Origin of the sequence: Bradyrhizobium sp. IC3123 (genome assembly GCF_020193625.1) — a bacterium.
GTDB classification, from domain to species: domain Bacteria; phylum Pseudomonadota; class Alphaproteobacteria; order Rhizobiales; family Xanthobacteraceae; genus Bradyrhizobium; species Bradyrhizobium yuanmingense.
In genome coordinates, this window is sequence record NZ_JADYVF010000003.1 from 839,307 (window position 1) to 852,333 (window position 13,027).

Genomic DNA, 13,027 nt, shown 5'->3' on the forward strand with positions numbered 1-13,027 from the left:
GAGAAAACCACCCGGCGCTTCGCGCCGACCTCTCCCGCAAGCGGGAGAGGTTGCACCGAGTCAGCCGATGCACCGCGGCTACGCCGCCTGCCGCAGCGGCGTCCAGGCGAACTCGGGATAATAGTCGTCCATCATGCGGTCGACATAGGCGGTGAGGTTCGGAAATCCCTCGGCCCGCTCGCGCAAGGCGGATTCGAAGAACGGTGAGAGGACGCCGGCGAGCATACCGAACGCAGTGGCATCGACGCCGCAGGGCCTGTTGCCCATCAGGAAGGCTTTGTCGCCGAGCTGCACCGACAGCGCGAACAGCGAACGCACGGCAAGATCGACGTCGTCATCCGGCGCATGGCGGCCGAGGCCAGAGAGCAGATAGTTCTCGGCGACGCGGAATTGAGCGTCCTCGCGCAGCTTCTCGCGATTGTGCTCCGGCGCACCGTCGAAGAAATGCGCGGGCCCCTTGGCGAAATTGACCGGATCGACCCAGCGCGCGCCCACCAGCGCCCAATAGACGTGGTGCTCGATCATGCGCTCGAACGCCCAGGCCTGCGCACGCTCGGCCAAGGTGAGGCCGGCATCGAAATCGAAGCCGTAGCGGCGCTCGATATGGGCCCGGATGAAGGTGGAATCGGCCACCGCCTCGCCGCCATCGTCGATGAAGGGCAGCTGCCCCTTGGGCGAGGCCGGCGGCATCGCCCGCTCTTTCCGATAAGGCAGTCCCGCCATCTTGAGCTGCACCTCGGTCTTGGTGACGAAGGGGCTGATTTCCGGCAGGCCGAAGCCGGCGCCAAAACCGTAAAGCGTGATCATGCAAGCTCTCCTGAACCTGTCGAACGAGTGGAAGGAACCTAGCGGCCGGCTGCTGCCACCATGGTGGCAGCAGCCGTGATATCTTCTGCGAAGCGGGCCCCGCGCCAGGCGCGGCCCATCAGATGGCGGACCAGCGCATTCGCGGCATGGTTCAGCGAGCGTGTCACCACGCTTGCGAGCGCAAATCGGAGATCAACGGCCATGAGATCGAGCGGAACGAGGCGGCCAAACGCCCAAGCCCGCAACATTTGGCCGTGCCACAGCTGCGCCCGCCACAGTGGACCGGCCTGGCCGAAATGGGTTGGAATGATCATGGACAAATCCTCTTCAGTCGATGTGTTGTCCCGGTATAGAACCCCCCTGCTGCCAACATCCTGTCAGCAGCCGCGCGCCGATTTCTGATCCGTCGTTCGAGAAGAGAACTGTCATGAGACGCGCCGACCGGCTGTTTCAAATCATCCAGGTGCTAAGGCGCACGCGTAAGCCGCTGACGGCAGACGCGATCGCGGCCGAGCTCGAGACTTCGAAGCGCACCATCTATCGCGACATCGCAACCCTGATCGGCCAGCGCGTGCCGATCCGCGGCGAAGCCGGCATGGGTTACATCCTCGAAAAGGGTTTCGACCTGCCGCCCCTGATGCTGACGCCGGACGAGATCGAGGCGGCCGTGCTGGGCGCGCAATGGGTCGCAGGCCACGCCGATTCCGCGCTGGCGCGCGCGGCCGAAGACTTGATGGCCAAGATCGCCGATACCGTCCCGGAGCGCCTGCGCCCCTTCGTACTGGAGCCGGCGAGCCGGGCGCGTCCGAGCTGGAACCGGGAACCGGACCGCCTGGACATGGCGCGCACCCGGACCCAGATCCACGAAGGCAAGAAGATCATGCTGCGCTATCGCGACGAACAGGGCCGCCCCAGCGAGCGCATGATCTGGCCGATCTCGGTCGGCTATCTCGAAGCCGTGCGGCTGCTGGCGGCCTGGTGCGAGCTGCGCGGCGACTTCCGCAGCTTCCGCACCGACCGCGTGGTCGATGCGACCTATCTCGACGAGAAATATCCGGAACGGCGCGACGTGCTGCGCGCGAGATGGCGGCAGAGCCTGGTCTGGGGTCCGCCGAAGGACACGTGAGGACGATGGACGAGACCGAGCTGTCGAGCTGTTGCCAGGGCTGCGGCGCCTGCTGCGGCTATTCGCAGAACTGGCCGCGCTTCTCGATCGAGAGCGACGAGGAGCTTGCGCTGATCCCGGAGGCGCTCGTCAACGACCGGCAATCGGGCATGCGCTGCGAGGGCGATCGCTGCGCGGCATTGCAAGGCGAGATCGGAAGGATGACGGCCTGCGGCATCTATGACGTGCGGCCGGAGGTGTGCCGCACCTGCATGCCTGGTGACGCCGAATGCGCGATGGCGCGGCGGAAGTTCGGCCTGCCCGTTATCGAGGCCGCTTAGGCGGGGACGGCTTCGCCGATCTCGTCGTCGAGCTCGTCATCGAGCGGTGCGAGCACCGAGAGCGGCTTGGTCGACAGCGTGATCGGCTTGCGCCCACCCGTCAGCGACGTCGAAGCTTTCGCGGTGCCTTCGCGCGACAGCGCGAAGAGCGTCGAGCCGACGCGGCCGCCATTCTCGATCAGGTCGCGCTCGCTGCAGCTCGCTGCGATCGCGACCGCCAGCGAGTGCAAATGGCTCCGGCGGTAGCAGAACAGCGCCAGCCTGGCGCGCACGTCAGGGGAAACACTCTCAACCAGCCTCGGCAGGCCACTCTCGCTGGCGCGATACATCTCGCCAAGGAGCTCGTCGCGGACCGGGCAGAAATCGCTTTCAAAGGCGTCGCGGCTTGAAAACATTGCAGTTCTCCCTCGTGTAAGGAAGATGCAGCGCAATTCTCTAACGAAAGGTTAACCACGCTGCCGGTAGTCACCCGGGGCGGTTGCGCGTCGGCCGCGAATCGGTGGGACGCCTTGGTGGGGTTTTCAAAGACTTCCGCGGCGTCATGACCAGGCTTGTCCCGACCCTTCACGGAAAGCCAGGAGGCACGAAGAACGTGGAGGCCCGGGACAAGCCCGGGCATGACGATCCCTCGTGCTGATGGCGATTGCCTCTCCCCGAAAGGCCCAAAGGCGACCTTCAGTTCGCCGCCATGAAGATCGCGAGGCCGAAGCCGGTCAGGTGGTGCAGCGCCTGGTCGACGCCGATCAGCGTCCAGAACCAGGGATGGGCGAGATCGACGCCGAAATTGGCGGAGACGTATCCCTTGGCGCGGTCGATCGTGATGTGGATCAGGAAGTCGAAGAAGGCCACGAACCAGAATCGCGGCGCCACGATCACGATCAGCGGCAGCGCGACGGCAAGGTGGACCAGGCAGTGCACCAGGAGCGGCAGGGCCCAGCCATGCTTCTGATCCTTGCCGTGCGCCATCCAGGCGGTTTGAAGAACGAAATCGGCGATGACGTGCTTGAAGGTGAGCAGCAACATCCAGCCAATGAGCGCTTCAACCGGAATCGCCGATGACATGGGTGGAAACGACAAAGCTGACGCCCTCATTGACGTGACGAGAAGAATTGGAGCGTTCAGCGCAACTTCTTCTTGGACCGGTCAAATCGCCGGGACGCGCAATTTATGACATCTCCCGCGGCGGAATGCAGCCGGGTGGAACCGGAAAATCGCCAAGTGTGGCTAACCGGTGATAGGATGGCCAATCGCCGCGGACATATCGACTAAGGTTACCTTCGGCTCGAAATTTGCATTCCGCTGCCTTCGCGCTATCATCGGCGATCGGGAATATCGTTCTTTTTTCAGGCGTTTACGAATTACCGGGCCCGCCGCGCTTCCAAGCCACGCGCCGCCGCCAGCCAAACGATAAGGCCAGAGTGCCGCCATGAGTACCGAAGGCCCCATCGCATCGCCGACCATGCCGCCGCCCCGGCGCCCCAAGGTGATCAAGACCAACCAGCAGCAGGTTCTCCTCTACGTCGTGCTGACCCTGCTGCTGTCGTTCGCCACCGTCTGGGCCGGCCGCACGCTGGTGCACAATTCGGAGACGCTGACCTTTGCCGTCGGCGGCCCCAACAGCGATGAGGCGCTGTTCGCGGCCAAGCTCGCCGCCCTCCTGAAGAACAACGCTTCGCGCTTGCGGATCAACATCGTCAACAACGCCGACAATGCCAAGGCGCTCGCGCAGTTCGACCGCAGGCAGGCCGACCTCGCCGTGCTGCGCACCGACGCCAAGGTGCCGCTGCGGGCGCGCACGCTCGCGATCCTCGAGCACGATCTCGTGCTCCTGCTCGGTCCCGGCAACAAGAAGATCAAGTCGCTGGCCGAATTGAAGAAGAAGAAGGTCGCGGTCGTCGCCGAGAACGAATCCTCGCTCGCCTTCGTCCGCAGCATCCTCGACGTCCCCGATGGCCCTGAGGCTGCGAAGATCCAGATGGCGCCGCAGGGCGCGACGCTCGACAAGCTGTTCGCCCCGGCAAACGGCTTCAGCGCGGTGATCGCGATCGTCCACGCCTCGAAGGCGGTCCGGGACAAATCCTATGAGCAAGCCGCCAAGCGCGGCGGCTTCACACTGAACACCATCGAAGAAGCCAAGACGCTGGCGCGCAAATTTCCCGGCATTTCCGACGAGACCGTGACAGCTGGCTCGGTGTCGACATCCCCGCAGATTCCCGACGACGATCTCGACACGATCGGTCTCGAATGGCTGCTGGTCGCGCAATCCCGGATGTCCCCAAGCACGGCCGGCGAGCTCGCCCGCATCGTCTACGAGAACAAGTCGGCGCTCGGGCTCGACAACGGCTTTGCCACCAGGATCGAGCCGGCCTCGGTGGAGAAGGACGCCTTCGTGATCGCGCATCGGGGCGCCGCCGACTACATCAACGACGACACCAAGTCGTTCGTGGATAAGTACAGCGACCTGATGTATCTGGGCGTCGCGGCGCTCAGCGTCATCGGGTCGATCTTCGCCGCGATCTACGCCAAGATCACCCGCATCGCGCCGGAGAAGGCCAGCGAGCTCTCGACCGCCATCCTCGACATCGGCGAGCGGATCGAGCACGCCCATTCGCTGGATCAGCTCGAATGTCTCCAGGATGAGCTCGAGACCATCTTGCGCGGTGCCGTCATCGGCCTCAGGGACGGCACGATCAGTACCGACGGGCTCGACACCTTCAAGCTCGGCTACGAATTCGTCCGTGACGAGATCGGCATGCGCCGCGACTATCTGAAACGTCATGCCGGCGAAGCCGACAAGACGCTATGCGATGCCGGCCCGGCTCCGTCAGACGACAGCAATGTCGTGGTGGTGAAGACCGCCCAGAGCGCCTGACAGCCGCCCCCACCGTTGTCGTGTCCCGGACAAGCTGCAATGCCGAAGGCATCCCAGCGATGAGCCGGACCCAGGAACCGGCACAATATCCGTGACCACATGGACCCCGGTCCTGCGGTGCATCACTTCGTGCTGCGCCGCGTCCGGGGCACGAGACGGAGGCTACCCGTCCGATCGCCAGCCAGTCTGGAACCCTGCCCACCCGCAACCGTTGGTTTCCGGTTGCAACCGGAGAACGCGGCATGCGTGCACTCCTCATCATCCTCCTTCTGGCAATGCTGGCGGCGGCCGGCTACTTCGCCTATTCCGCAATGGCGGTCGAAGGTGAGCCGATCCCGACGGAAGGCTATGTGGCACTGGCGCTGGGCGCGGGGTTTTCCGTCATTGTCGGCGTCGGGCTGATGGTGCTGCTGTTCTTCAGCAGCCGCCGCGGCTACGACGAGCCGCCACATTTCAGGTAAGGCACCCCGCCCGGGACGGCGGCGTGGACGGCAGGCCCGCTGCAGCGGCGCGGCAAACGACCGGCGCCGTCGTTGACGGCCTCCGCCCGGGCGGGCACTTTGGCGCCGACAACGGAGACGAGAATGTCGGACACAGCCGACGCAGCATCTAGCCCCCTGCTCGAAATCATCGGCGCCCGCGCCACCATCCGCCTCAACCGGCCGAAACATCTCAACCGGCTGCAGGCGGAGGATCTCGACGAGCTGACGAGACTGTTCGACCGGGTCGAGGCCGATCCCGATATTCGCGTGCTGGTGCTGACCGGAACCGGGCGCGCCTTCTCCGCCGGCTACGATCTCAATTCGGTCGCGGAACGCGCGGTCAGCGCGGGCGAGCAGCAGAGCGCGGGCTCGGCCTTCGAGGCCGTCGTCAACCGGCTCGAGGATCTCGGCGTGCCGACCATCTGCCGGCTCAATGGCGGCGTCTATGGCGGCTCGACCGACCTCGCACTCGCCTGCGATTTCCGCGTCGGCGTCGATACCGCGGAAATGTTCATGCCGGCGGCGCGCCTTGGGCTGCATTACTACCCGAGCGGCATCAAGCGCTACGTGACCCGCCTCGGCGTCGACAATGCGAAGAAGCTGTTCCTCACCGCGCAGAAGATCGACGCCCCGGAAATGCTGCGCATCGGCTATCTCACCACAATGGTGCCGGTGGAATTCCTGGACGAGGAGGTCGACACGCTCGCTACGATCCTCGCCGGCAACGCCCCCCAAGCGATGCGCGGCATGAAGCGCGCGATCAACGAGTTCGCCCGCGGCGAGCTCGATGAAGGCGCCGCCGACCGGCGCCACCGCGACAGCATGCGCGGCGACGAGATCAAGGAAGGCATCAAGGCGTTCGCCGACAAGCGGGCACCGCGATTTTGACGCCCTCTCATCCACCCGCCGCGGCGGCATGCTGCGCCGCCATCTCCGCATCTGCGGCATTGATGCGCTGGAACGCCGGCCGCGCCGTCATGCGCTCCGCATAGCGGACGAAGACATCCTTCTTCGGCACGATGCCGAACATCATGGTCCAGCTGAACGCGACGCCCCACAATACGTCGGCCGCCGTCATGCGCTCGCCGAGCAGATAGGGCCCGTTCGCCAGCTGGGCCTCGAGCGCACCCAGCATCGTATCGTAATCGGCATAGGGCGATTGCGTGATCGGCGCCGGCTCTCGCTGCATGAACTTGTCGATCAAGGCCGGCTCGAACGACGACCCATAATAGGCGATCGAGCGCAGATAAGGCCCGCGCAGCGGATCGTTCAGGGCGGGGGTCAGCCCCGCTTGCGGGAACAGGTCGGCGAGATAGATGGTGATCGCGACCTGCTCGGTCACCAGCGCCTCGCCGTGGCGAATCGCCGGCACCTTGCCGAGCGGGTTGAGGGCGAGATAGGCGGGCTTGCGCTGATCGCCGGCCTTCATATTGAGGACATGGAGATCGTAAGGTGCCGCCAGCTCCTCCAGCAGCACGCGCGTGCCGGTGGCGCGCGTCTGCGGCGAATAGAACAGGGTGATGCGGTTTGGATCGGTCATGGCAGTCTCCATCTGGCCGGCTGGCGATGGCGCTGCTTGTAGCGGACCATACCTGACATCTTGTGTCAGGTATGGTCTAAGGGATCATGCGCGCGAGTCGGATGCTGTCGATCCTCACCACCCTCCAGGCCAGGGGACAGGTCACCGCGCCCGAGCTCGCGGAGGCCTGCGAAGTGTCGGTGCGCACGATCTATCGGGACATCGACGCGCTCGCGGCGTCCGGCGTTCCCGTTTATGCAGACCGCGGCGCAGACGGCGGCTATCGCCTGCTCGACGGCTATCGCGTGCGGCTGAACGGACTGTCGCAGAGCGAGGCGGGCGCGTTGTTCCTGGCGGGATTGCCAGGCCCGGCCGCCGCACTCGGGCTCGATGCTGCGATGATCGCCGCCCAAAACAAGCTGATGGCGGCACTGCCCCCGAATTTGCGTGAGGATGCCGGGCGGATGCAGGAGCGTTTCCACCTGGACGCGCCCGGCTGGTTCGGCGAAGCGGAAGACCCGAAGCACCTGCGCACCATCGCCGGCGCCGTGCTGCGCGGGACGCTGATCAGGATCCGGTACCGGAGCTGGCGCGCCGAGAAGCAGCGCCGCGTCGCGCCGCTCGGCCTCGTGCTGAAGGGCGGCAGCTGGTATCTCGCAGGACAAGTCGATGGCAGCGTGCGTATCTATCGCGTCGCACGCGTGCTCGACTGCACAGCCCTCGGCGACCACTTCGATCGTCCCGCCGGCTTCGACCTCGCCGCCCATTGGCGGGCCGCGACGCTGCGGCTCGAAGGCGAGATGCACCCCAATGTTGCGATCGTCCGGCTGTCGCCGTTCGGCGTGAAGCTGCTCGACGCGCTCAGCCAGCCCTATGTCAAGGCACGCACACAGCTCGAGGAGACAACCGATGCAGACGGCTGGCGCATTGCGCGCGTGCCGGTCGGAAAGACATCGTGGCATGCCGCGGCCGAACTGCTGCGGCTCGGCCCGGAAGCCGAAGTCCTTGAACCGGCCGATCTCCGCGACAAGATGGCCGAGCTGACGCAGGCAATGGCCGTGCGCTATCGCGCGGCGCAGAAAGCCTGATCGCGGCGCATTCTGCCGCAGCCGACGAAACATTCCTGAAACACGATTCTTCCCGCTTGCCATGAACGCGATCGCGTCTCGTCTCGACGGAAATGCAGGGACGCAACAATGGCCCTAGCGCCGAATGGAGAATGAAGATGTTTCGTAAGCTTGCACTTGGTCTGATCGCCGCCGGCTCGCTCGGCGTTGCCGCTCTCGCCCCCACCGCGGCCTCGGCCGGCGGCTTCCATCACCATCATGGTCATCACCACTGGGGTCCCGGCTGGGGCTTTGGCGGTATCTACCTCAACACCGGCGTCAGCAATTGCTATCAGGAGCGCCTGGTCCGGACCCGTCACGGCCTGCGCGTGCGCGTCGTGAACGTCTGCGCCTACGGGATCTACTGATATCTCGATATCACGACAAAGCTCCGGTCGCATCGCGGCCGGAGTTTTGCGTTGAGCTAGCCGGCCTGCCGCTGCCGGCGAAACCAGGCCCAGGTCTCGCGCGTCGTTCTGATGTAGCCGCGGCCGCGATGGACGATCTCGCCGTCGACGATCGCGTTCAGCTTCGGCAGGGCGTGAAAGGGGATCGAGGGATAAGCGTGGTGCTCGACATGATACGGCATGTTCCACGCGAACCATTTGACGATAGCACCGGTGTAAGTCGTGCGGGTGTTCTGAAAGGCGCTGCGGGTGCGGTCGCAACCGGTATGCTCGGCGTAGAGATAGGGCCGCAGGAAGAACTGCCCGATCACGAGCGGCACGATCCAGACCCAGAGCAGCAGCGCTGAAGAGAACCACAGCGACAGCGCGAGCAGCAGGGCGTAGAGCGCGACATAGGCGCGCGCCTCGGCAACGATGGTGCTGCGCTTGCTCTCGGGAATCCATGGCACGACGACCTTGCCGGTGATCGCGTGGCCGAGCATCAGCCGCAGACGGCCGGCGACCTGGAGCAGGCCGCTATAGGCGAGCGCAAGCTGGGTGTCGGACGTCGGCTTCACGCCAACGATCAGCTCGGGATCCCTTTCCGGGTCCTGCGTGAAGCGATGATGGTCCCAGTGAAACAGACAGTAATATTCGTAAGGCAGCCCGATGATGAACGCCGAGAGATAGCCGACGCCGAGATTGAGGCCCCGGCTCCTGAATGCCGTCTTGTGCGCGGTCTCGTGCACCGCCATGAACAGGAAGGCAACGACATAGCCCTGCACCACCATCAGCGGCAGCGCCCAGAGCGCGCCCCAGCTCGACGAAACCTTCCAGATCAGCCCGCCCACCAGCACAATCACGCTGTAATGGCCGAGGCTCTGCACCGCACCTCTGATGTTGGAGCGAACCGACAATTCGCGCAGCGTGGTGGGCGTCAGGGGCTTCAGGCGATGGCCGGCGTCCGGAATGGTTGCGTCGCTCATGGTCGGTTGCGTGCCCTACTTGCGGAGAAGCTCGGCGATCTCGACCTTGATGAAGGCCTGGTCGCGGGGATTGTTGATGGGATTGCCGGAGCGATGGCCATGCAGCGACGGGATCGGATGCAGCACCGCCGATCTCGCGTTGACGAGCTTGCCGAGCTCGTCCTCGTTGTCGTGCACGTCGAAATAACGGTCAGTCGCGCCCGGCATCAGCAGCATGTGGGCCTTGATCGCCGCCAGCGCGCGATCGAGATCGCCGGCGAATGCCCCACACCGACTGATGTCGCCACGCTGCCAGATGCCGATCTGCGCCAGAAGATCGTTGGCATCGCGCCGCGCGAAGGTCGCATCCCAGGCGCGGACGAGATAATCCTCGAGTGAAGTGAAGCCGGCCTCGCGCCAGAGCTCGTCGCGGTAGAAGCCGTGCGACATCGCCCAGCCGGCATAGACGCGTCCCATGGCGCGGTAGCCGGCGACGGGTTTTTCGAGGAAACGACCATCGCGGAAGGCGGGATCGGCCGTGAGCGCGGCCTTCACGCTTTCAAGGAAGACGTAGTAGGGTGCGCAGCGGGCGCTGCCGCAGACGACCGCGGCGCGCTCGACCATGTCCGGATGCAGCGCCGACCAGTGATAGGCCTGCATGCCGCCCATCGACCAGCCATAGACCAGCGCAAGCTTCGAGATGCCAAAGCGCTCGGTGAGCAGCCGGTGCTGGACCGCGACGGCATCGTGATAGCTCACTTCCGGGAAAGGCGCGGGCGTGTTCGAGGGCGACGACGACAGGCCGTTGCCGAACAGGTTCGGGATGATGATGAAGTAGTGCGTGGGATCGAGCACGCCGTCGGGCCCGATCAGCCATTCAATGTCGGTGTGCTGGGCGCTGAACGAGGTCGGATAGAGAATGACGTTGTCTTTGGCCGGGCTCAGCGTGCCGTAGGTCTTGTAGGCGAGCTTCAGCGCGGGAAACACGGACCCGGATTGGAGCGTGACGTCGCCAGCCTCGAAGATGTCGTAGCCGCGCTGCGCCGTCATGCACTCAGCTCCCGCTCACGGAGGCCGCTAGACCTCACGGCTTCTTCGATGCATCGATCATGCCGGCTCCCGCCAGATGCGCCGTTTGCGCCCGATCTTATAATGTACTTATAGTACACTAATTAGAGGCCGGCAAGATAAATCCGATCCGCAACCCGGCTCAGGCGATGGCCGCGAGATAGCGCGCGACCGACGCAGCAAACGCCGCCTTGGCACCGCTGGCGATGTTGCGGCCCCACCAGGCGCCATAGATCCGGTCGAAGGCGAACGGCTCGACGGCTGACGCAATCCGCCGCACCGCGGCGGCGTTGAGCGGCATGTAGTTCGGATAGGAATACATGAAGCTGACGAAGCGCCGGTCCATCGTCACCTGCGCGATATCCCCCGTGAGCAGTGCACCCTTGCCGTCCGCACCACGCGCATAATGCAGCACGGTGGCGCCGGAGAAGTGGCCTCCGGTGCGAAGCAGCAGCACGTCGCCGGAGAGGCGATGGCTTTCGCCGGTCCAGTGCACGATCGCCGGATGAGGCCGCGTGACAAAGGCGCGATCGTCGGCGTGCAGATAGACCGGCACGCCACCGAACCTGTCGCTCCAGTCGGCGACCGCGCCATAGTAATGCGGATGCGAGATCGCGATGGCCTTGAGACCGCCGAGTGCTGTGATGTGATGGATGGCCTCGTCGCTCGCGAGTGGAATGCAGTCCCACATTACGCAGCCGCCGCCGTCGGGCACCAGCAGCGCTCGCTGCCCGATGGCAAAGCTCGGCTCCATGCCGATCCCGGTCAGGCCGAGATCGTCGCGCCCCACCAGTCGGTGCTTGCGCGCGAGCTCCTCGCGCGTGAGGAAAGCTTGACCGTCCCAGCCGACGAACTGGCGCTCGTCCTCGCAGATCGGACAGGCCGCAGGGGGTTTTCCGCTATCCGGGAATTGAGCGCCGCAGGTTGCGCAGGTCCAGAGGGGCATCGCGCTGATCCATCATGATCCAGTCTTGCAAGACATGACGTCGCACTCGCCGGATCGCAAGAGCAACCGGAACCAACGCCATGAGAGCAGGTTAAGTTCTGGTCCGCCCGGGCACCCGCCCGCCGAGTCCGCATCATGCGAGATCCGATTCGATCGGCAGCATCAAGTTCAGCGTCTCGATGACATCTCGCCCTTCAACGTCTCGCATCTGGCCCCTGTTCGCGCTCAATTTCTTCATGGCCGACATGCAGTCGGGCATCGGGCCGTTCGTCGGGGTCTTCCTTCAGGAACGCGGCTGGGCGACCGGCCTGATCGGCACGGCAATGACGATCGGCAACGTCGCGGGCATGCTGGTCACGACTCCGATCGGCGGCTTCATCGATTCCAGCCGCAACAAGCGGCTGTGGGTGATCATTCCCGGCATCTGCGTCGTCTCGGCGTCTGCAATCATCCTGATCTCGCAAAACTTCTGGGCGGTGACGTTCTCGCAAGTCGCGCAATCGCTGGCGAGCGCCGCAATCGTGCCGGCCGTCACGGGCATCACGCTCGGCATCGCCAAGCAGAAGGGCTTCAATGCGCTCAACGGCCGCAACCAGGCGTACAACCACGCCGGCAACATGGTCGGAGCCGCGCTCTCAGGCTATCTCGGCTACAAGTATGGCTATTTTGCCGTGTTCGCGCTGGCGGCCCTGTTCGGCGCCATCGCCATCGCTTGCGTGCTGATGATTCCAGCCAAGGCGATCGACGATCGCGCCGCGCGCGGCAGCAAGGAGGACGATTCCAAGGCGCCGCCGGATGCGATGACGATGCTGCTGAAGCACAAGGCGCTGCTCGTGCTGGCTCTCGCCCTCGCGCTGTTCCACCTCGGCAATGCCGCGATCGTGCCGCTGTACGGACTTGCCGCGGTCGCCGAGGGACAGGCCAACGGCCCGAGCTTCGTCGCAACCACCGTGGTGATCGCACAGGGCGTGATGATCGTCACGTCGCTGATCGCGATGAAGGCCGCGAGCAAGCGCAATTACTGGCCGGTGATCCTGGTGTCTTTCATGTTCTTGCCGGTCCGCGGCGTGCTCGCCTTCTTCGTCACGGGATGGTGGGGCGTCGTGCCGATGCAGGTGCTCGACGGCATCGGCACCGGACTGCAAACGGTCGCCGTCCCCGGCATGGTCGCGCGCTCGCTCAACGGCACCGGCCGCATCAATCTCGGCCAGGGCGCCGTGATCACCGTGCAGGGTATCGGCGCGAGCCTCAGTCCCGCTCTCGGCGGCTGGATCGCGCAATGGATCGGCTATGGGCCGACCTTCCTGCTGCTCGGCGGCTTTGGCCTGGCGTCGATCGCGCTGTGGCTGGCCTTCAGTGCGGCGGTGAAGAAGTATTGAGCGACAGCGCCGTATGGCGGTCGCGGCGCAACGTGCCCGCCTTCGATCTGC

The 13,027-nt window shown here is 65.0% G+C and carries 16 protein-coding genes; 8 read left to right on the top strand and 8 right to left on the bottom strand.

Annotation, left to right across the window (positions count from 1 at the left end):
* Positions 1-78 precede the first annotated feature (78 nt).
* A complete protein-coding gene (locus tag I6F20_RS13995) occupies positions 79-807 on the bottom strand; it encodes a glutathione S-transferase family protein (RefSeq protein WP_036021027.1) in 729 nt (242 codons plus the stop codon).
* Between the two features lie 38 nt (positions 808-845).
* Positions 846-1,121: a hypothetical protein gene (locus I6F20_RS14000; RefSeq protein ID WP_225126601.1), complete on the bottom strand. Its 276-nt coding sequence runs from the start codon at positions 1,119-1,121 to the stop codon at positions 846-848.
* A 113-nt stretch (positions 1,122-1,234) separates the two neighbouring features.
* Between I6F20_RS14000 and I6F20_RS14005 the strand changes: the two genes are divergently transcribed.
* Both I6F20_RS14005 and I6F20_RS14010 read left to right on the top strand, forming a co-directional pair.
* Positions 1,235-1,933, top strand: a complete 699-nt coding sequence (locus I6F20_RS14005; protein WP_225111545.1) for a helix-turn-helix transcriptional regulator — start codon at positions 1,235-1,237, stop codon at positions 1,931-1,933.
* 5 nt (positions 1,934-1,938) lie between these two features.
* A complete protein-coding gene (locus I6F20_RS14010; RefSeq protein ID WP_035997229.1) occupies positions 1,939-2,253 on the top strand; it encodes a YkgJ family cysteine cluster protein in 315 nt (104 codons plus the stop codon).
* Here the strand turns inward: I6F20_RS14010 and I6F20_RS14015 are convergent.
* Both I6F20_RS14015 and I6F20_RS14020 read right to left on the bottom strand, forming a co-directional pair.
* Positions 2,250-2,648 (bottom strand): hypothetical protein, encoded by a 399-nt coding sequence (locus I6F20_RS14015; protein ID WP_035997226.1) that lies wholly within the window; start codon positions 2,646-2,648, stop codon positions 2,250-2,252. The genes I6F20_RS14010 and I6F20_RS14015 overlap by 4 nt on opposite strands.
* Positions 2,649-2,928: 280 nt before the next feature.
* Positions 2,929-3,276 carry a DUF3307 domain-containing protein gene (locus I6F20_RS14020; RefSeq protein WP_050995827.1) on the bottom strand — a complete coding sequence of 116 codons (348 nt, stop codon included), beginning with the start codon at positions 3,274-3,276 and terminating at the stop codon, positions 2,929-2,931.
* A 403-nt stretch (positions 3,277-3,679) separates the two neighbouring features.
* Here I6F20_RS14020 and I6F20_RS14025 point away from each other — a divergent pair, with 403 nt between their 5' ends.
* From I6F20_RS14025 to I6F20_RS14035, 3 genes are all read left to right on the top strand, one after another.
* Positions 3,680-5,125: a TAXI family TRAP transporter solute-binding subunit gene (locus tag I6F20_RS14025; protein ID WP_225126603.1), complete on the top strand. Its 1,446-nt coding sequence runs from the start codon at positions 3,680-3,682 to the stop codon at positions 5,123-5,125.
* A 242-nt stretch (positions 5,126-5,367) separates the two neighbouring features.
* On the top strand, positions 5,368-5,586 hold the full coding sequence (locus I6F20_RS14030; protein ID WP_035997220.1) for a hypothetical protein: 219 nt from the start codon (positions 5,368-5,370) through the stop codon (positions 5,584-5,586).
* A gap of 123 nt (positions 5,587-5,709) precedes the next feature.
* Positions 5,710-6,495 (top strand): enoyl-CoA hydratase/isomerase family protein, encoded by a 786-nt coding sequence (locus tag I6F20_RS14035; protein WP_225126605.1) that lies wholly within the window; start codon positions 5,710-5,712, stop codon positions 6,493-6,495.
* A gap of 7 nt (positions 6,496-6,502) precedes the next feature.
* Here I6F20_RS14035 and I6F20_RS14040 read toward each other — a convergent pair whose 3' ends face one another.
* Complete coding sequence (locus tag I6F20_RS14040; RefSeq protein ID WP_225126607.1) at positions 6,503-7,147, bottom strand: glutathione S-transferase family protein; 645 nt, start codon at positions 7,145-7,147, stop codon at positions 6,503-6,505.
* A gap of 86 nt (positions 7,148-7,233) precedes the next feature.
* On the opposite strand from I6F20_RS14040, the gene I6F20_RS14045 reads away from it, so the two are divergent.
* The gene (locus I6F20_RS14045) at positions 7,234-8,214 is read left to right on the top strand and encodes a helix-turn-helix transcriptional regulator (protein WP_225126609.1); all 981 of its coding nucleotides are present in this window, start codon (positions 7,234-7,236) and stop codon (positions 8,212-8,214) included.
* Between the two features lie 137 nt (positions 8,215-8,351).
* Positions 8,352-8,600 carry a hypothetical protein gene (locus tag I6F20_RS14050; RefSeq protein ID WP_028138614.1) on the top strand — a complete coding sequence of 83 codons (249 nt, stop codon included), beginning with the start codon at positions 8,352-8,354 and terminating at the stop codon, positions 8,598-8,600.
* A 56-nt stretch (positions 8,601-8,656) separates the two neighbouring features.
* Here I6F20_RS14050 and I6F20_RS14055 read toward each other — a convergent pair whose 3' ends face one another.
* The 3 genes from I6F20_RS14055 to I6F20_RS14065 all read right to left on the bottom strand — a co-directional run bounded on the left by I6F20_RS14055 (position 8,657) and on the right by I6F20_RS14065 (position 11,597).
* Positions 8,657-9,604: a fatty acid desaturase gene (locus I6F20_RS14055; RefSeq protein ID WP_225126611.1), complete on the bottom strand. Its 948-nt coding sequence runs from the start codon at positions 9,602-9,604 to the stop codon at positions 8,657-8,659.
* Positions 9,605-9,619: 15 nt separating this feature from the next.
* Positions 9,620-10,633 carry an alpha/beta fold hydrolase gene (locus I6F20_RS14060; protein ID WP_225126613.1) on the bottom strand — a complete coding sequence of 338 codons (1,014 nt, stop codon included), beginning with the start codon at positions 10,631-10,633 and terminating at the stop codon, positions 9,620-9,622.
* A 160-nt stretch (positions 10,634-10,793) separates the two neighbouring features.
* A complete protein-coding gene (locus I6F20_RS14065) occupies positions 10,794-11,597 on the bottom strand; it encodes an MBL fold metallo-hydrolase (RefSeq protein WP_225126614.1) in 804 nt (267 codons plus the stop codon).
* A gap of 179 nt (positions 11,598-11,776) precedes the next feature.
* Between I6F20_RS14065 and I6F20_RS14070 the strand changes: the two genes are divergently transcribed.
* The gene (locus tag I6F20_RS14070; RefSeq protein WP_157283133.1) at positions 11,777-12,976 is read left to right on the top strand and encodes an MFS transporter; all 1,200 of its coding nucleotides are present in this window, start codon (positions 11,777-11,779) and stop codon (positions 12,974-12,976) included.
* The last annotated feature ends 51 nt before the right edge of the window (positions 12,977-13,027 follow it).